Source organism: Acidovorax sp. sic0104 (genome assembly GCF_019219095.1).
Taxonomy (GTDB): domain Bacteria; phylum Pseudomonadota; class Gammaproteobacteria; order Burkholderiales; family Burkholderiaceae_C; genus Acidovorax.
In genome coordinates this window covers 1-16,723 of record NZ_JAHUWH010000022.1, presented here as the reverse complement: position 1 = coordinate 16,723, position 16,723 = coordinate 1, and the positions used below count along the sequence as shown (strand labels likewise).

Here is a 16,723-nt window from a genome sequence, read left to right as displayed (position 1 = left end):
ACATGGAACAAACACGAATTTCTTCTTCGCAAGGGACGCAGCCGGCCCATGCCGCCCGTACCAAACCCGCCACGCCGGCCGCCGAGGCAGGCGACGCGGCAGGCGCGGGAGGTTTCCTGGCGTTGCTGGCTGCGCTGGGCGACGGCCCGTTGACGATGGACGAAGCATCGGTGGGCTTGGCCGACGCCGGCACGGATACGAAGGCCTTGCTGGCGTCTGAGGATGGCAAAGAAACCGCCTCGGCGTTTTCTGGATTGCTGCCCGATGCGGGCAAGGAGTCTGCCGATGCCGCGGCGCTGGCTGCGTGGCAAGGTTTGCTGGTGCCTTCGGCGTCCGCGCGTCCAACTGGCGACAGTGCCACGCTGGCAGCACAGAATGCAGCGTTCGGTGCCAACGGCGGCGCCAATGCGTTGGCTGGAGCATTGGCCGGGCCGGGCGGCAGTCCGCAAGGCCTGGTGGCCGAAACGGCCATGCTGGACGCGTCCACCGACCTCAAGGGTGGTGCGCAGCCTGCCGGCGCGCCTGGGTTCGCGCGTGCGTTCTCCCGCATGCAGGGCAATGCCCTGGCGCAGAAGGCCGATGCCTTGGATGGGATCGGCAGCCGTGGTGCTGCCGCTGAAGGCAGCAAGCAGCTGTTGGCGCAACAGGCTTTCACACCGACGGTCGGGGGCAGCTTTCAGGCAGTCGCCGAGCGCGCCACGGGTGGCGTGGGCGCGGAGCGGACTGGCTCCAGAGCGGATGTGGTGCCAGGTTCTGAGCCGGGTGCCGTGGCCGCCGAAGGACTTGTCGCGGCTGCGGCCTCTGCCCGTGGGGGTGAATCCGCTGGCGCCCGCCAGGGTGACGGGGCACCGGGCGCCGCGTCATGGTCTGATGGCCTTTCGGCGGGCGCGTCCCAGGAGGCAGGTCCTATCGAAGGCACCGTGTTTACCGACCCGGCACAGCTTGCGGCGGAAGAGCAGATTGCGGACCAGGTTTCCTATTGGGTGCACCAGAAAACCCAGAACGCAGAGCTCACGCTGGACCGCGACGGGCAGCCCGTGGAGGTGTCGGTCACGCTCACGGGCAATGAAGCCCATGTGTCGTTCCGGAGTGACCAGGCGCATACGCGCGACATGCTGGATCGCAGCATGGCCCAGCTCAGCGAGTTGCTGCGCAGCGAAGGGCTGGTGTTGTCGGGCATGTCTGTGGGCACCTCGGCTGGTCAGGGCGGCGGTCCCGGCGACCAGCAGCGCCAGCGCGATGGATCACGCCAGGCGCAAGTGGTGAGTTCTGCGCCTGCCGGCTCGACATCCCTGCAGCGCACCGGCGCATCGCCGGATCGCGCTGTCGATATTTTTGTGTAGTAGCGGGCCGCGCCTTGCGAGGCTGGGCTCTATGGCTTTGAGCCCAGCTGCATCCCGAGCAGGGGCGAGCGCACCGAATGCCATGGTTTTGGGCTTTTATTCTGGCTATTATTGGTTGCCTCTTCGTCCAATAATGGGCCATCCAGCTTTGCCCGCCCCCTGATCGCGCAGGCGCGGCTTGCTCACTACCGCAAGGAATCCGCATCGTGTCAGCCAATACTCCTGCAGCAGCACCTCCGGCCAAGAGCAAGAAGATGCTCATCATCATCATCGGGGTGGTGCTGGCGGTGCTGGTGATCGGCGGGGGCGCTGCGGCATGGTTCATTTCCAGCCGCTCGCATGGCGACGCGGAGGATGGTGGCGAGACGGTCGCTCACAAGGAAAAAGAAACGCCCAAGGTCGCGCCCACTTTCCTTCCGATGGAAAACATGGTGGTCAATCTCGCCGACCCGGGCGGTGACCGATTCGCTCAGATCGGCATCACACTGGAGGTGGACGACGCCAAGACGGCCGAGCAGGTCAAGCAATATCTGCCATCCATCCGCAGCGGCATCCTGATGCTTGTGTCCCAGCGCACCTCCAGCGAGCTGCTGCAGCGTGAGGGCAAGGAAAAGCTGGCCAACGACGTTCTGCGCGAGGTTTCCCGTCCGCTGGGCTACTCGGTGCCGACCGAACGTGAACGCGAACGCGAACGTGCACGCGACAAGGAGGCCGATGATGAGGATGAGCGCCCCGCGCGCCGCCGAGCCGAGCCGCGCAATCCGGTGCGCCGCGTGCTGTTCTCCAACTTCATCATCCAGTGACCAGGGCAAGGACCAGTCATGAGTGATTCGTTTCTTTCGCAGGAAGAGGTCGATGCCCTTCTGGAAGGGGTTACCGGCGAAAGCCAGAAGTCGGTCGAGGAAGTGGCCGAGGCGGGCTCCGTTCGCAACTACGACATCTCCAGCCAGGAGCGCATCGTCCGCGGACGCATGCCGACGATGGAAATCGTCAACGAACGGTTTGCCCGCAACTTCCGCATCGGCTTGTTCAATTTCATCCGGCGCAGCCCCGAGATTTCTGTCGGTACGGTCTCGGTCCAGCGCTACAGCGCCTTCCTGCGCGAACTGGCCGTGCCGACCAACTTCAACATCGTGGCCATCCGTCCGCTGCGCGGCAGCGGGCTGATCGTCTGCGAGCCGTCGCTCGTGTTCGGGATCATCGATACGCTGTACGGCGGTGTGGGCAAGTTCCAGACGCGGATCGAAGGCCGGGATTTTTCGCCCACCGAGCAGCGGGTCATCAACCGGCTGGTCGAGGTGATCTGCACAGAGTACAAGAAGGCCTGGCAGGGGATCTACCCGCTGGAGCTGGAGTACCAGCGTTCGGAAATGCAGCCGCAGTTCGCCAATATCGCCACGCCGAGCGAAATCGTGGTGTCCACCGCGTTCCAGCTCGAAATCGGCGACCTGTCCGGTGCGATCCACGTCTGCATGCCATATGCCACGCTGGAGCCCATCCGCGACGTGCTTTATTCGTCCACGCAAGGCGATTCCATCGAGGTGGACCGCCGCTGGGTGCGCGTGCTCACGCGCGAGATCCAGGCCGCCGAGGTCACGCTGGTCGCGGAATTGGCCAAGGCGGATGCGACGGTGGAGCAACTGCTGGCCATGAAGCCTGGAGATTTCATCGAACTCGACCGTGAGCCGCGCATCCGTGCGTCGATCGGCGGGGTTCCTATTTTTGAATGCCAGTATGGAACCCACAATTCCAAGTACGCCATCCGCATTGAAGAGTGCCTGCGTAACTCGGACATGAGCTGGCTCGGAGAAAAAGATGGCAACTGAAGAAGACAACAACAAGGACGCTGCGGCGGAAGACCCGTTTGCGGGTTGGGCCGAAGCGCTCGAAGAGCAAAAGAACACGGACGCCAAGCCGGCCGATGCGGAACAGGGCGGGCCCTTGTCGGGTGAGCCCGTGCGGCCGTTCTCCGGAGCGGGCGGCGGAGGTGACACCGTCAACGACATCAACATGGTGCTGGACATTCCCGTCCAGCTGTCGGTGGAGCTGGGGCGCACCAAGGTGCCGATCAAGTACATCCTGCAGCTGGCGCAAGGTTCGGTGGTGGAGCTCGATGCGCTGGCTGGGGAGCCCATGGACGTGCTTGTGAACGGCTACCTGATCGCCCAGGGCGAGGTGGTGGTGGTGAACGACAAGTTCGGGATACGCCTGACCGACGTGGTGACGCCCTCCGAGCGCTTGCGCCGAGTCAGTCGTGGATAGCAGCGGCATGACCCAGACCTTGCTGGTTGTGGTGCTCTTCGTGGGTGCCATGGCCTGCCTGCCGTGGCTGGTCAAGCGCGTCCAGCTGCGGCATGCCGCCGGTGCCACGGCTGCGGGGGCCGCATCGCGGGTGCTGTCAGCGGTGGCCGTCGGCCCGCAGCAGCGGGTGGTGACCGTGGAGGTGGGGCCAGAGCACGCGCGCACCTGGCTGGTGCTGGGCGTGACAGCACAGAATGTGAGCTGCCTGCACGTGCTGCCCGCGGGGGGCGCCGGCGGCATGGCTGCCGCAATGCCGGTGGCCGTGCCCGGCCAGCAGGGTGGGCCCATGAACGCAGAGCCGTCTTTTGCGCATGAAGTGGCGGTGGCCGTTGCGGGTGCGGGAAGGTCTTCCAATGGCTGACCGGTTTACGGTGTGGCGCGTGGTGGCTTGGGGAGCACTGGCGGCGCTGGGTGTCTTCTTGCACAGCCCTGCGATGGCACAGGCGGCTGCCGGCGGCGCATTGCCACTGGTGGTCGGCAGCGGGCCGGCCGGCACCAGCTATTCCGTGCCCATTCAGACCCTGCTGTTCTTCACGGCCCTGTCCTTCCTGCCTGCAGTCTTGCTCATGATGACGGGTTTCACGCGCATCGTGATCGTGCTGTCCCTGCTCAGGCAGGCGCTGGGCACGCAGTCCGCGCCGCCCAACCAGGTCATCATCGGGCTGTCCCTGTTCCTGACGTTCTTTGTGATGGGCCCCACGCTGGACCGCGTGTACCAGGACGCCTACCTGCCGTACACCACCAACGCCATCACCTTCGAGCAGGCGCTGGAGAAGGCCGAAGCGCCGATGCGCAGCTTCATGCTCAAGCAGACACGGCAGTCGGACTTCGCGCTCTTCTCGCGCCTGGCGCGGTTGGACCCCAATGTCACGGCCGAGACGGCGCCGTTGCGGGTCCTGGTGCCGGCGTTCGTCACCAGCGAGCTGAAGTCAGCCTTCCAGATAGGCTTCATGATCTTCATCCCGTTCCTCGTGATCGACATGGTGGTCTCCAGCATCCTCATGTCGCTGGGCATGATGATGCTGTCGCCAGTGCTGGTGGCATTGCCGTTCAAGCTCATGCTCTTCGTGCTGGCGGACGGCTGGAACCTGTTGATTGGCTCGCTTGCGGCCAGCTTCGTACCCTGAAGGAGCCTGCTATGACTTCCCAAATGGTGCTGACCATCGGGCGTGATGCTCTCACGCTGCTGCTGATGATCTCCATGCCCGTGCTGGGCGTGGTGATGGCCGTCGGCCTGATCGTGAGCATTTTCCAGGCGGTGACGCAGATCCATGAAGCCACCCTGGCGTTCGTGCCCAAGCTCATCGCTGCGATGGTGGTGTTCGCGATTGCGGGCCCGTGGATGATCAGCACGCTGGTGGACTTCATCCGTCGCACGATCGAGTCCATCCCGTCGATGATCGGGTAGCTGGCTGCCGTTGCTGCCCGGCCATAGCGGCTGGCGGCCCGCCAGTTGTGCCCGCCCAGGACCGCGCATGATCACTTTCTCCGAAGCCCAGCTGATGGGGTGGCTATCGCCCATCCTGTGGCCTTTTCTGCGGGTGCTGGCCGTGTTCTCCGTGGCGCCGGTGTTCTCCATGCGCGTGATACCCATGCGCGTGAAGATCGGCCTGGCGTTCCTGGTGGCCGTGTGTTCGCAGGCCGTACTGGGGGATCAGCCGATCATCGACCTCAATGGCAGGGAGGCCCTGGGTGCGGTGGCCCAGCAGGTGGCCGTGGGGCTGGCCATCGGATTTTCGGTGCGGCTTGTATTTGCGGCTGTGGAACTGGCCGGCGAAATCATCGGCTTGCAGATGGGCCTGAATTTCGCGTCCTTCTTCGACCCTTCCTCGAACGCGCAGATCAGCGCCGTGGCGCGCTTCTTCGGACACATGTCCCTGCTGCTCTTCGTGGTGATCAACGGGCATCTGCTGATCCTCATGGCGGTGGTGAAGAGCTTTGAGAGGTTTCCAGTCAACGGCAATTTTCTGGAGTCGCTGCGCCAGATGCGGCTGCATGAGCTGGGCGCGTCGCTGTTTTCCAGTGCGCTCTGGATCGCTTTGCCGATGATCGCCCTGCTGCTGTTCGTGAACCTGACGCTGGGCATCATCTCGAGGGTTGCGCCGCAAATGAACATCTACTCGGTCGGCTTTCCCGTCACGCTCACGGTGGGGATGCTGGGCATCGTGGCGACTTTGCCATTGCTGGAGCAGCCCGTGCTCGCACTGATGCAGCAGGCCGTCGATCTTTTCGCGCGGTAGCGCGCAGTCCGCGCTGGCCGTGCGGCCGCACGGCTAGACCAATCCATTGCGGATGGCGTATACCGTGAGCTCGGCGTTGTTCGACAGCTTGAGCTTTTCCAGTACGCGGGACCGGTAGACGCTGACCGTCTTGGGGCTGAGCATCAGTTCCTCGGCGATGTCGGACAGCCGCCGCCCCGATGCGATCTTGACCAGAGTCTGCAGTTCGCGCTCGGACAGCGTGGTGTGGGGGGCTTCCGGCGTCGGCTGTGCCAGGCTGTCAGCGAGCATCTGGGCGACTTCGGCCGTAAGGTACTTGCGCCCCTGCATGACGGTGCGCACGGCCGCGATCAGCTCGACGGGGTCGCCGGCCTTGTTGGCGTAGCCTTGCGCGCCGGCCTTGAGGCAGCGCAGGGCGTACTGGTCTTCCGGGTACATCGATACCACTAGGACCTTGATGGACGAATGGGTCTCGCGCAGGCTGGTGAGCACTTCCAGGCCGCTGCGGCCCGGCATGTTCAGGTCCAGGAGCAGCACATCGCACGCCGCCGTGCGCAGCACATCCCTGAGTTCGGAATACCCACCAGCCTCGCCAGTGACCTGTATGTCGGGCGCATCGGCCAGCGTGTCGCGAATCCCGCGCCGCAGCACGGCATGGTCATCGCACAGGACCACATGAATCACTGCGCATCTCCAGAATCGAGTGGTTGTGCATGCGATTGTGCATGTGATGTGAGCGGTACTGACAGGATCACGGAGGTTCCATGCCCCGGTCGGCTGCTGATGTCGAGCCAGCCGCCCACCGTGCGGGCGCGCTCGTGCAGGCCTTTCAAGCCGAATGCCTTGGGCTTGTCGAGCATCTGAGTGTCGATGCCCCGCCCGTCATCGGACACCTCGAGTGTCAGCACGCCCTCGCGGTCGGACAGGTCGATGCCGACCTTGCGGGCTTGGGCGTGCTTCGAGATATTGGTCAATGCCTCCTGGGCCGTGCGGTAGGCCACCAGTTGGATGTCCGAGGCAGTGTGCATGGTTTCGCTGCTGCAGACCACCCGGGCCGGCACACCCGTGCGGCGCTCGAAACCTGCTGCAAGCCATTGCACTGCAGCCACAAGGCCTTGTTCGAGGATGGGGGGGCGCAGGTTCATCATGATGCGCTGGCTGGCGCCGATGGCATGCTGGAGCATGTCTGCAGCTGACGTGGCGTGCTCCTGCATGGCGGCATCGGTGCTGTGGCGTCCGATCCACGCCACATCGAAACGCACCGCCGTCAGGGCGCCGCCAATGTCATCGTGAATTTCGCGGGCAATGGAGGCGCGCTCCTGCTCGATCGACAGTTGCAGATGCTCGGTCAGGTCGGCCAGCCTGCGTTCGGAGGCTGCCAGCTCGGCCACCGCCTGCTCGCGCGAGCGCCGCGCGTCGTGCACCTCCAGGGCCCGCGCAATCACATGGGGCAGGCGCTGGAGGTCGTCCTTGAGCAGGTAATCGGCGATCCCAAGGCGCATCGCATCCACGGCTGCCGCCTCTCCAATGGCGCCGGACAGCAGCACAAAAGGGGGATGTTGCGGCTTTTGCGCCACATGCGCCCAGGCGTCCAGTGCGGTGAAACCGGGCAGGCGGTAATCTGCCAGGATGATGTCGAATGGTTGTTGATCGGTGACCCTCTGGAATTCGGGAAGCGAGTCCACCCGCAGGAGCTCGCATCGAAGGCCGGATCTCTTCAAGGTCCTGGCAGTCAGGTCATGATCCGTCAGCGAATCTTCAAGATGCAGGATGCTCAGGGTCTGGTCTGATGCTATGGTGACCATAGGGGCGCTATCATAGGATACAAATTGGAACAAACAAGGGTGTTTGTCCGGTTGGGGCGGTTTCAGCGCACGCGTCCAATGGGCGGTGACGCTGCGGTGCATGCACTGGTCTTCGCTGTCGTGCGTGTATCGTAGTCCTGTGTTTTTGCGTGCTGTGCTGCTGCGTGCTGCGATGGAGAAACGATGCAATCTACGCTAACAACCTCTGGAGGGCCTGCTGTCCAGGTTCCCGTCATGGTGGCGGCGGAGCTGCAAGACTCCTTGCTGGTTGTCATGCACGACCTCCATCGGCTGGAGGGCCTGCTGAGCCATGCCACCGACAACCTCATGGAGCGCTTCGGCGAGGCCAATTCCGTGCTGACCGACGAAGCCGTGGCCCATTCGCCGGAGCTGGTGGCGGCACGGGCTGCGCTGCGCAACGCCGTGACGGAACTGCAGTTCCAGGACATGGCATCCCAGTTGATCTGGCACACCACCAAGGTCCTGCAGGGTTGTGCTTTTCGCCTCGCCTCGGAAGCCATGGGCCACGAGGAGGGGGAAGAGGCTGCGCCCTTCGCCGAAATGGCACCGGACCGTCCGAACCCGGTCACGCAAAGTGAGATGGATGCAGGTTCGGTGGACCTGTTCTGACCTTTACACCGCTGGTTAACCTATATATTCAAGTCAGTTGGAGCCATACATGCAATCGATCCTTGCCGTAGATGATTCACCCTCCATGCGAAAAATGGTGTCGTTCACCCTGACGGGTGCCGGCTACCACGTTGTGGAGGCGGTGGATGGGCAGGATGCCCTGGAAAAGGCCGAGAGCCACGACATCGATCTCGTGCTGGCCGACCAGAACATGCCAAGGCTCGACGGAATCGGCCTGACCCGCAAGCTGCGCGAGAACCCCAAGTTCAAGACCATCCCGATTCTGATCCTGACCACGGAGTCCAGCGACCAAATGAAGCAGGCCGGGCGCACCGCCGGCGCGACAGGCTGGCTGGTCAAGCCTTTTGACCCCAATCGCCTGATCGAAGTCATTCAGAAAGTGATCCGCTGAGCCCGGTTGGCCAGGATCACAAAGCACACAGCAGGAGCCCACGATGGCGGAAACCTACCAAGAAGGATCGGGCGCAGGCGCTGACTTCGACCTGAGCCAGTTCTACCAGATCTTCTTCGAAGAAGCCGGGGAGAACCTGGACCAGATGGAGCACATGCTGCTCAATCTGGATCTGATCAATGCCAATGACGAAGAGCTCAACGGGATCTTCCGTTGCGCCCACTCCATCAAGGGTGGTTCGGCTACTTTCGGATTCTCGGATGTGGCGGAACTGACGCACCAGATGGAGTCGCTGCTGGACCGCTTGCGCCGCCACGAACTGCAGCCAATTCCCCAGATGGTCGATGTCCTTCTGGAGTCGGCCGATGCGTCGCGCAGCCTGCTGGCCCGCCACCAGGCTGGCGGTCAAGGCGAGGCGGTCTCCACGGCCTCCCTGGTGCGTCGCATCAGCGATCTGGCCGCCGGCCAGGTGCCGGGCGATGCACCAGCAGCGGCAGCACCGCCTCCTCCACCACCTCCGCCAGCCCCTGCGGCTCCCGTGGCAGCACCCGCGCCCAAGGCCGCTGCGCCTGCGGCCCCGGGCCAGGCGCGCAAGCTTGAGATCCAGATTGGCCCGTTGGAGAGGCTGGCGCAGGCCGACGCCATCAAGGAATTGTTCCGCGATATTCCGGGCCTCGGAGCCATCCAGGATCTGGAAAACCCCCAGCCCGACACCCGCCTGTTCGCGGTGGAGACCACGTCCACCAACGACGATTTGCTGGACCTGTTCGCATTCCATGTCGCCAAGGAGCAGGTGCTCATCCGCGATGCGGCATCCGCCGCAGAGAGCGTGCAGGCACCCGTGGATGACGAAGAGGCCTTGGTGGCTGTCGACTCGACGGGCGGCGAGGCTCCCTACGGCTTCTTCAACGACGCTCCGGGGGCGCCTTCTGAAGCGCCCCAGGCTGCGGCCCAGGCACCCTCCCAGGCCAAGGTGGTGGCGCCCAAGGCTGCCGAGCCCAAGGCTGCCATGCAGGCGCAGATGGAGTCCACCACGATCCGCGTGGATGTCAAGAAGGTCGATCAGCTGATTAACCTGGTGGGTGAACTGGTGATCACGCAGGCGATGCTGGCGCAAAACAGCCGCGGGCTGGATGCAGGCGCCTACCAGCAACTGCTGGCCGGGCTGGCAGACCTGGACCGCAATACGCGTGACCTGCAGGAATCGGTCATGTCGATCCGCATGATCCCCATGTCCATCGTGTTCAGCCGGTTCCCGCGCATGCTGCGCGACCTGGCCAACAAGCTGGGCAAGAAGGTGGAACTGGTCACGCTGGGTGAAGCCACCGAGCTGGACAAGGGCTTGGTGGAAAAGATCACCGACCCCCTGACCCACCTGGTGCGCAACAGCTGCGATCACGGTATCGAGATGCCTGCGGACCGCCTGGCCAAGGGCAAGTCGGAGCATGGCACCATCACTCTTTCTGCATCGCACCAGGGCGGCTCCATCGTGATCGAGGTGCGTGACGACGGCCGCGGCCTGTCGCGCGAAAAAATCCTGAAGAAGGCGCAGGAGCGCGGCCTTGATGTGTCGGAGCAGATGAGTGATGCCGAGGTCTGGCAACTGATCTTTGCGCCAGGCTTCTCCACCGCCGACGAAGTGACCGATGTGTCAGGCCGTGGGGTGGGCATGGATGTGGTCAAGCGAAACATCGCTGCGCTGAACGGCTCGGTCGAGATCGACTCCGCAGAGGGTTACGGTATGAAGGTGTCCGTGCGGCTGCCGTTGACGCTGGCCATCATGGACGGCATGTCGGTGGGGGTGAGCGACGAGGTCTACATCCTGCCGCTGTCTTCGGTGGTCGAATCCTTCCAGGTCAATGCGGACGACGTGAGCACTGTGGCGCAAGGCTCCCAACTGGTGAAGGTGCGTGACGAATACATGCCGGTGATCGCTCTGGAGAAGATCTTCCAGGTGCCGCGCTTTGATCCTAACAAGTCCAGCAACATCATGGTTGTGGTGGAAGCAGACGGTAGCCGTGTAGCGTTGCTGGTCGACGAGTTGCTCGGGCAGCACCAGGTGGTGGTCAAGAATCTGGAGTCGAACTACCGAAAGGTGCACAACGTGTCGGGCGCGACCATCCTGGGCGATGGGACGGTCGCGCTCATTCTGGACACTGGTGCGCTTGTGCGCCGGGCGCGGCACTAGCCAGACGCCATCGAATCAGCCGCTTGGCCCCTCGCAGGGCGGGCCGCAACAAAAGGAGTTAGCACCATGAGTGTGATTGGAAAGACAGCAGAAGCGGTGCCAACAGGTACGCGGGAATACCTCACGTTCCGCCTCGATCAGGAAGAGTACGGCATCGACATCCTGAAGGTGCAGGAAATCCGCGGCTACGAGCCGCCGACGCGCATTGCGAACGCACCAAGCTTCATCAAGGGCGTGGTCAACCTGCGCGGCACCATCGTGCCTATCGTGGACATGCGCCTGAAGTTCAATTGCGCACAGGCCGACTACAACAGCTTCACGGTGGTGATCATCCTGAACCTGCGCAACCGGGTCGTTGGCATCGTGGTGGATTCCGTGAGCGATGTGATGGAGCTGACTCCCGAGAGCATCCGCTCCGCGCCCGATATCGAGAGCGCCATCGACGCCAGCTGCATCCTGGGCCTGGGCTCGGTGGGCGAGCGCATGCTGATCCTGCTGGATATCGAAAAGCTCATGTCGGGCGTAGACATGGGGCTGGTGGCTGCCAACGAATAGGTGGCACCGGCATGGATTGGCGATCCTGGCGCCTCGCCAGGTTGCCACTGTGGCTTGCAGATCTCTTGGAGTGAACAGAACTTCCCGTCGGATGATCAATATGGCCCAACCCACCAGCGCATCTGCTTCCACCCGTACCCCTGCGTTCCGGGCAGATTCCGCCATGGGCGCTGCGCCGTCAGGGCCTTTGGCACAAGGGCGGGAGTTCGTCTGGACCAATGCAGATTTCGCGCGGGTGCAGGCGCTGATCTACCAACGCGCAGGCATCAGCCTGCACGACGGCAAGCATGCCATGGTGTACAGCCGCCTGTCGCGCCGCCTGCGTGATACGGGGCACTCGAGCTTTCACGATTACCTGGGCTGGCTGGAGACGCACGATGGACCTGAGTGGCAGGAGTTCATCAATGCGCTCACCACCAACCTGACGGCCTTTTTTCGGGAACAGCACCATTTCGAGATCTTCGCCTCGCATCTGCGGGCCAAGCCGGGCACAAACTGGCGTGTGTGGTGCAACGCCGCGTCCACGGGTGAGGAGCCCTATTCGATCGTCATGACGGCGTTCGAGGCATTGGGAGCCAATGCTTCTTTCAAGCTGACCGCCAGCGATATCGATTCACGGGTGCTGGCCACGGCCGGACAGGGCGTGTACCGGCTGGACAGCCTCAAGGGACTGAGCCCCGAGCGCCTGCAGAAGTTCTTTTTGCGCGGCAAGGGTGGCAATACGGGCATGGTGCGTGCCAAACCAGAGCTGCGCCGCGCCATCGATTTCATGAGCGTCAACCTGATCCGCGACGACTGGCCGTTCAAGGAGCCTTTCGACGTGGTTTTCTGCCGCAATGTGATGATTTACTTCGATGCACCCACGCAGCGGCGTGTGCTGGAAAGAATCCACAGGGTGCTCAAGCCAGGGGGCATGCTGTTCGTCGGCCACGCTGAGAACTTCAGTGAATCCAGAGACCTGTTCACGCTGCGTGGCAAGACGGTGTACGAGCGCCGTTGACCTGTCCATGTTGTCGCACCGCATTTAGCACCATGACCAACATCCAAGCAGGATCATCCCCCTCTCTCGCCGCCGCAGCCAGTGGCGCGGCGGAGCGGCGCCGCGCACCCCGCATTGCGCCGTTGAGCGCGGACATCTATTCATCGGGGGCGGCGCCAGCCCGCGAGTCGTCGCTTCAGGACCTCAAGGCGCGCAGCCGCAAGCCCGGCGAGGCCTCATTCTTCTACCTGGACCACCACTTCCAACACAACGCTGTGAAGGTGCTGCCCGGGGAGTATTTCGTTGCGGACGAGAGCATGGTCATCATGACGGTGCTGGGCTCGTGCATCGCGGCGTGCCTTTGGGACAGTCGCGCCCGCATCGGAGGCATGAACCACTTCATGCTGCCGGACGGAGATGTGGCCGACGCGTCCGGGCGTTATGGCTCCTATGCGATGGAATTGCTCATCAATGAGATGCTCAAACTTGGGGCCCGGCGTGAGACCATGCAGGCCAAGATCTTCGGCGGCGCGCAGGTCATGCATAACTTCACGACCATGAATGTTGGCGAGCGCAATACCAACTTCGTGCTGAACTATCTGCACACGGAGCGGATACCCATCGTTTCCGAAGATGTGCTGGACATCTATCCGCGCAAGGTGGTTTTCTTTCCTGTCACCGGCAAAGCCATGGTCAAGCGACTGGCCCACGCTCATCCCGAGGCTCTGGTGGCCCAGGAAGTGAAGGGCAACGCAGCGACGGTGGCGAAGACCACGTCGGGTGGTTCTGTGGATCTGTTTTAAAGAAAGCGTGAGTGAATGAGTAGGAAAATCCGGGTGGTCGTGGTGGACGATTCGGCGCTCGTCCGAAGTCTGCTGTCCGAGATCATCAACCGGCAGCGAGACATGGAGTGCATCGGCACGGCCAATGACCCCTTGGTAGCCCGCGAGATGATCCGCGAGCTGAATCCGGATGTCATCACGCTCGACGTCGAAATGCCTCGCATGGATGGCATCGATTTCCTGGGGCGCCTCATGCGACTGCGTCCTATGCCCGTGGTGATGATATCGACGCTTACAGAGCGCGGCGCCGAAGTAACCATGAAGGCGCTTGAACTCGGTGCCGTCGACTTCGTGGCCAAGCCCCGCGTCGGCTTGGCCAGCGGGCTCAATGATCTGGCTTCATTGATCGTGGAAAAGATTCGTGTCGCGGCGGTGGCGCAGGTGCGTCGGGCACCCGTGAGGGAGACTCCAGTCTCGGGCCATGCAGGAAGCGCGGCTGCTGCGGCGTCGTCGGTCGCTTTGCTGGGCCGCCTTTCGACCGAAAAGCTGATCTGCATCGGGGCTTCCACGGGCGGCACGGAAGCCATCAAGGAGGTGCTGGTGCAGATGCCCGCCGATTCGCCGGCCATCGTGATTACCCAGCACATGCCGCCAGGTTTCACCACCAGCTTTGCCGCTCGCCTCAACGGGCTGTGCCAGATCACGGTAAAGGAAGCTGTCAATGGCGAGCGCATATTGCCGGGCCACGCCTATATAGCGCCGGGCGGCAAGCAGTTCCATGTGGCACGCAGTGGGGCGAACTATGTGGCCGTGGTGGATGACGGCCCGCCGGTGAATCGCCACAAGCCCTCGGTCGAGGTGCTGTTCAAGTCCGCGGCAGCGGTGGTGGGGCGCAATGCGTTCGGCATCATGTTGACCGGCATGGGCAACGACGGCGCTGCCGCCATGCGGGAGATGAAGGACGCTGGCAGCTACAACTATGTGCAGGACGAAGCGACCTGCATCGTGTTCGGCATGCCTAGAGAAGCCATCGCCCATGGCGCTGCAGATGAAGTGCTGCCCCTCGGGCAGATTGCCCCTATGCTGATCAGCCGCCTGCGGGGGGCGACAGACCGACTGCACCACCGCATTTGAAGGGGCAGGGGCCGCTCGTGGAGCGCAGTCTTTGAAGAGCTGCCGGTGCTTCGTGGCCGCGCTCTTTGGCCGTATCGGATGCCAGTCAGGCGGACAAAGCAGTCCAGCGTTCGAGTGCCTCCATCAGTTCGTCGTCAATCTCGCCGGATCGCACGCCCATTGCAGCGGCGCGGGCGGGATCGGTGCTGTACAGGCGTCCGTCTGCCAGTGCGTCCTGCAAGATCTTCTGCTCCTCCTCCAGTGCCGAGATCCGGGTGGGCAGCTGTTCAAGCTCTCGCTGTTCCTTGTAGCTGAGTTTCTTCTTTGGTTGTGCCGGCTGCGAGGTTTCGGCCGCGGGGCGTGGAGCGGGGGCTTTCACTGAAACCTCCGTCTCTGGCTTGGCGGCTGCAGCGGTGGTGGTGCTCAGTGCACGGCTGCGCTTGGATTGCAACAGCCAGTCCTGGACGCCGCCCTCGTATTCGCGCCACAGGCCATCCCCTTCGAAGGCGATGGTGCTGGTGACGACGTTGTCGAGAAAGGTTCGGTCGTGGCTTACGAGGAATACGGTGCCGTCGTAGTTTTCGAGCAGTTCTTCCAGCAAGTCCAGGGTGTCGATGTCCAGATCGTTTGTGGGCTCATCCAGCACCAATACATTGGCCGGACGGGCGAACAGCCGGGCCAGCAGCAGCCGGTTGCGTTCACCGCCCGACAGTGAGCGCACCGGCGAGTGCGCTCGCGCAGGGGAAAACAGGAAGTCGCTCAGGTAGCTCTTGACATGCTTGCGCTGGTTGCCGATCTCAATCCATTCACTGCCGGGGCTGATGAAATCCTCCAGCGTCGCATCCAGGTTGATTGCATGTCGCATCTGGTCGAAATAGGCCACCTGCAGGTTGGCGCCTTGGCGGATGCTTCCCATATCGGCCTGCAGTTCACCCAGAATCAGCTTGAGCAGCGTGGTCTTGCCAGCTCCGTTGGGGCCGATCAAGCCCACCTTGTCCCCGCGCAGGATCGTGCCCGTGAAGTTCTGCACGATGGTCCGTTCGCCAAACGACTTGCTCACACCCGTCAGTTCGGCCACGATCTTTCCCTGGTAACCGTTCGAGCTACCGGTAGCAACGTCCATGCGCACGCTGCCGACGACATCACGACGGGCTTCCCGCTTGGCGCGCAATTGTTCGAGCCGGCTGATGCGACTTTGGCTCCGGGTGCGGCGAGCCTCCACTCCCTTGCGTATCCAGACCTCTTCCTGCGCCAGCAGCTTGTCTGCCTTGGCGGAAATTACAGCCTCTTGCGCCAGCTGTTCTTCCTTTTGCAATTGGTACTGAGCGAAGTTCCCGGGGTACGAGCGCAGTTGTCCCCTGTCAAGCTCCACGATCCTCGTCGCCACCCGGTCCAGGAACGAGCGGTCGTGGGTGATGGTGACCACGCTGCCGGGGAAATCGAGCAAGAGTTCTTCCAGCCATTCGATTGAATCAAGATCAAGGTGGTTGGTGGGCTCGTCCAGTAGCAGAACATCTGGCCGTGCCACCAGAGCCTGCGCAAGGGCCACTCGTTTTTTGGTGCCGCCCGACAAGGTGCCGACCACGGCGTCAGGGTCAAGGCGCAGTCGTTGCAGCGTTTCTTCGACGCGCTGTTCCCAGTTCCAGGCATCGTAGGCTTCGATTTCGGACTGCAATGCGTCCAGATCCAATCCCTCAGCGCCTGAAAGATACTGGTCACGAATCGCAATTACCCGCTGCAGGCCCTCGGAGGCAGCCTTGAAGATGGTGGCTTGAGGGTCGAGAGAAGGCTCCTGCGCCACGAAGGCAATGCGGATACCCTGTTGTACTTGCAGTGCTCCGTCGTCTGGCTTGGCCATGCCACCCAGAATCTTCAGCAAAGAAGACTTGCCCGCGCCATTGCGGCCAATCAGCCCGACGCGCTCCGACGTCTCTAGAGAAAAGCCGGCGTGATCCAGCAATGCAACGTGCCCGAATGCGAGTTGGGCGTCCAGTAGGGTGATAAGTGCCATAAGTGCTCGATTATCGGTGCCGGTCCGATACCCGCACTTTCTTGCGACGCAGTTCCGCGTCAACATTCGACGCGTCTATCTATGGGTGCCCGTTGCATCTGTTCCGTGGGTTGGCACGCGGAAGCCAACTTGGATCTGCGCATGCATCATGTGCGCTCGGGTTCAGGACAAAATTCGTGGAGACATCTTTCCAAGACGTGCAAAACGGTGCTATAGTCGAGGGCTTCGCTACTGAGACAGTTGCTGCAGATTGCAGGGGTTGTCGAGGTCTGGGTGGTGGTTGGGGCGAATGCTCTGGTTGCTGGTTGGATCTGAAGGTTGCGGGGAAAAAAGTTTGGTTTTGAGTTGATTGCGGTGTAAAAACCGGTATATAATTCAAGGCTTC

At 62.7% G+C, this 16,723-nt stretch carries 19 protein-coding genes; 15 read left to right on the top strand and 4 right to left on the bottom strand.

The genetic code is table 11. The annotated features are described in order from the left end of the window. The first annotated feature begins 2 nt into the window (after positions 1-2). From KW835_RS26990 to fliR, 8 genes are all read left to right on the top strand, one after another. Positions 3-1,343, top strand: coding sequence for a flagellar hook-length control protein FliK (locus tag KW835_RS26990; RefSeq protein ID WP_255593886.1), 1,341 nt, complete (start codon positions 3-5; stop codon positions 1,341-1,343). Between the two features lie 206 nt (positions 1,344-1,549). After that, positions 1,550-2,146 carry a flagellar basal body-associated FliL family protein gene (fliL, locus tag KW835_RS23870; RefSeq protein ID WP_218387028.1) on the top strand — a complete coding sequence of 199 codons (597 nt, stop codon included), beginning with the start codon at positions 1,550-1,552 and terminating at the stop codon, positions 2,144-2,146. An 18-nt stretch (positions 2,147-2,164) separates the two neighbouring features. Next, positions 2,165-3,169 carry a flagellar motor switch protein FliM gene (fliM, locus tag KW835_RS23865; RefSeq protein ID WP_218387027.1) on the top strand — a complete coding sequence of 335 codons (1,005 nt, stop codon included), beginning with the start codon at positions 2,165-2,167 and terminating at the stop codon, positions 3,167-3,169. Further along, entirely contained in the window at positions 3,159-3,605 is a 447-nt protein-coding gene (gene fliN / locus KW835_RS23860; protein ID WP_218387025.1) for a flagellar motor switch protein FliN, read from the top strand. Before fliM ends, fliN begins: the two co-directional genes overlap by 11 nt. Positions 3,606-3,612: 7 nt before the next feature. Continuing rightward, positions 3,613-4,005 carry a flagellar biosynthetic protein FliO gene (locus tag KW835_RS23855; RefSeq protein ID WP_218387024.1) on the top strand — a complete coding sequence of 131 codons (393 nt, stop codon included), beginning with the start codon at positions 3,613-3,615 and terminating at the stop codon, positions 4,003-4,005. A gap of 73 nt (positions 4,006-4,078) precedes the next feature. Continuing rightward, positions 4,079-4,771 (top strand): flagellar type III secretion system pore protein FliP, encoded by a 693-nt coding sequence (fliP, locus tag KW835_RS23850; RefSeq protein WP_255593892.1) that lies wholly within the window; start codon positions 4,079-4,081, stop codon positions 4,769-4,771. Between the two features lie 11 nt (positions 4,772-4,782). Next, on the top strand, positions 4,783-5,052 hold the full coding sequence (fliQ, locus tag KW835_RS23845; protein WP_218387020.1) for a flagellar biosynthesis protein FliQ: 270 nt from the start codon (positions 4,783-4,785) through the stop codon (positions 5,050-5,052). A 67-nt stretch (positions 5,053-5,119) separates the two neighbouring features. Continuing rightward, positions 5,120-5,884 carry a flagellar biosynthetic protein FliR gene (fliR, locus tag KW835_RS23840; protein WP_218387019.1) on the top strand — a complete coding sequence of 255 codons (765 nt, stop codon included), beginning with the start codon at positions 5,120-5,122 and terminating at the stop codon, positions 5,882-5,884. A gap of 33 nt (positions 5,885-5,917) precedes the next feature. Here the strand turns inward: fliR and KW835_RS23835 are convergent, their stop codons facing one another. Further along, positions 5,918-6,547 carry a response regulator transcription factor gene (locus KW835_RS23835; protein WP_218387017.1) on the bottom strand — a complete coding sequence of 210 codons (630 nt, stop codon included), beginning with the start codon at positions 6,545-6,547 and terminating at the stop codon, positions 5,918-5,920. After that, positions 6,544-7,668 carry an ATP-binding protein gene (locus tag KW835_RS23830; protein WP_218387097.1) on the bottom strand — a complete coding sequence of 375 codons (1,125 nt, stop codon included), beginning with the start codon at positions 7,666-7,668 and terminating at the stop codon, positions 6,544-6,546. The genes KW835_RS23835 and KW835_RS23830 overlap by 4 nt, the downstream gene beginning before the upstream one ends. A gap of 183 nt (positions 7,669-7,851) precedes the next feature. Between KW835_RS23830 and KW835_RS23825 the strand changes: the two genes are divergently transcribed. The 7 genes from KW835_RS23825 (at position 7,852) to KW835_RS23795 (ending at position 14,348) form a co-directional block, all read left to right on the top strand. Beyond that, positions 7,852-8,298, top strand: coding sequence for a hypothetical protein (locus tag KW835_RS23825; RefSeq protein ID WP_218387015.1), 447 nt, complete (start codon positions 7,852-7,854; stop codon positions 8,296-8,298). 49 nt (positions 8,299-8,347) lie between these two features. Then, positions 8,348-8,710, top strand: a complete 363-nt coding sequence (locus KW835_RS23820) for a response regulator (RefSeq protein ID WP_056173069.1) — start codon at positions 8,348-8,350, stop codon at positions 8,708-8,710. Between the two features lie 43 nt (positions 8,711-8,753). Continuing rightward, positions 8,754-10,898 (top strand): chemotaxis protein CheW, encoded by a 2,145-nt coding sequence (locus KW835_RS23815; RefSeq protein WP_218387013.1) that lies wholly within the window; start codon positions 8,754-8,756, stop codon positions 10,896-10,898. Between the two features lie 66 nt (positions 10,899-10,964). After that, positions 10,965-11,453, top strand: a complete 489-nt coding sequence (locus KW835_RS23810; RefSeq protein ID WP_218387012.1) for a chemotaxis protein CheW — start codon at positions 10,965-10,967, stop codon at positions 11,451-11,453. 163 nt (positions 11,454-11,616) lie between these two features. Further along, the gene (locus tag KW835_RS23805; protein ID WP_370633682.1) at positions 11,617-12,453 is read left to right on the top strand and encodes a CheR family methyltransferase; all 837 of its coding nucleotides are present in this window, start codon (positions 11,617-11,619) and stop codon (positions 12,451-12,453) included. A gap of 32 nt (positions 12,454-12,485) precedes the next feature. Further along, positions 12,486-13,235, top strand: coding sequence for a chemoreceptor glutamine deamidase CheD (gene cheD / locus KW835_RS23800; protein ID WP_218387008.1), 750 nt, complete (start codon positions 12,486-12,488; stop codon positions 13,233-13,235). A gap of 15 nt (positions 13,236-13,250) precedes the next feature. After that, entirely contained in the window at positions 13,251-14,348 is a 1,098-nt protein-coding gene (locus KW835_RS23795; protein ID WP_218387006.1) for a chemotaxis response regulator protein-glutamate methylesterase, read from the top strand. An 85-nt stretch (positions 14,349-14,433) separates the two neighbouring features. Here KW835_RS23795 and KW835_RS23790 read toward each other — a convergent pair whose 3' ends face one another. Continuing rightward, positions 14,434-16,338 carry an ATP-binding cassette domain-containing protein gene (locus tag KW835_RS23790; protein ID WP_218387004.1) on the bottom strand — a complete coding sequence of 635 codons (1,905 nt, stop codon included), beginning with the start codon at positions 16,336-16,338 and terminating at the stop codon, positions 14,434-14,436. 146 nt (positions 16,339-16,484) lie between these two features. Beyond that, the coding region (locus KW835_RS23785) for a hypothetical protein (RefSeq protein ID WP_218387002.1) at positions 16,485-16,723 on the bottom strand (239 nt) is incomplete at its 5' end.

Excerpts from the sequence above, each read along its gene's own strand:
- KW835_RS26990 (WP_255593886.1), top strand. The coding sequence starts at position 3 with ATGGAACAAACACGAATTTCTTCTTCGCAAGGGACGCAGCCGGCCCAT.
- fliM (WP_218387027.1), top strand. The coding sequence starts at position 2,165 with ATGAGTGATTCGTTTCTTTCGCAGGAAGAGGTCGATGCCCTTCTGGAA.
- fliN (WP_218387025.1), top strand. The coding sequence starts at position 3,159 with ATGGCAACTGAAGAAGACAACAACAAGGACGCTGCGGCGGAAGACCCG.
- KW835_RS23855 (WP_218387024.1), top strand. The coding sequence starts at position 3,613 with ATGACCCAGACCTTGCTGGTTGTGGTGCTCTTCGTGGGTGCCATGGCC.
- fliP (WP_255593892.1), top strand. The coding sequence starts at position 4,079 with ATGGCACAGGCGGCTGCCGGCGGCGCATTGCCACTGGTGGTCGGCAGC.
- fliQ (WP_218387020.1), top strand. The coding sequence starts at position 4,783 with ATGACTTCCCAAATGGTGCTGACCATCGGGCGTGATGCTCTCACGCTG.
- fliR (WP_218387019.1), top strand. The coding sequence starts at position 5,120 with ATGATCACTTTCTCCGAAGCCCAGCTGATGGGGTGGCTATCGCCCATC.
- KW835_RS23830 (WP_218387097.1), bottom strand. The coding sequence starts at position 7,668 with ATGGTCACCATAGCATCAGACCAGACCCTGAGCATCCTGCATCTTGAA.
- KW835_RS23825 (WP_218387015.1), top strand. The coding sequence starts at position 7,852 with ATGCAATCTACGCTAACAACCTCTGGAGGGCCTGCTGTCCAGGTTCCC.
- KW835_RS23820 (WP_056173069.1), top strand. The coding sequence starts at position 8,348 with ATGCAATCGATCCTTGCCGTAGATGATTCACCCTCCATGCGAAAAATG.
- KW835_RS23815 (WP_218387013.1), top strand. The coding sequence starts at position 8,754 with ATGGCGGAAACCTACCAAGAAGGATCGGGCGCAGGCGCTGACTTCGAC.
- KW835_RS23810 (WP_218387012.1), top strand. The coding sequence starts at position 10,965 with ATGAGTGTGATTGGAAAGACAGCAGAAGCGGTGCCAACAGGTACGCGG.
- KW835_RS23805 (WP_370633682.1), top strand. The coding sequence starts at position 11,617 with ATGGGCGCTGCGCCGTCAGGGCCTTTGGCACAAGGGCGGGAGTTCGTC.
- cheD (WP_218387008.1), top strand. The coding sequence starts at position 12,486 with ATGACCAACATCCAAGCAGGATCATCCCCCTCTCTCGCCGCCGCAGCC.
- KW835_RS23795 (WP_218387006.1), top strand. The coding sequence starts at position 13,251 with ATGAGTAGGAAAATCCGGGTGGTCGTGGTGGACGATTCGGCGCTCGTC.
- KW835_RS23790 (WP_218387004.1), bottom strand. The coding sequence starts at position 16,338 with ATGGCACTTATCACCCTACTGGACGCCCAACTCGCATTCGGGCACGTT.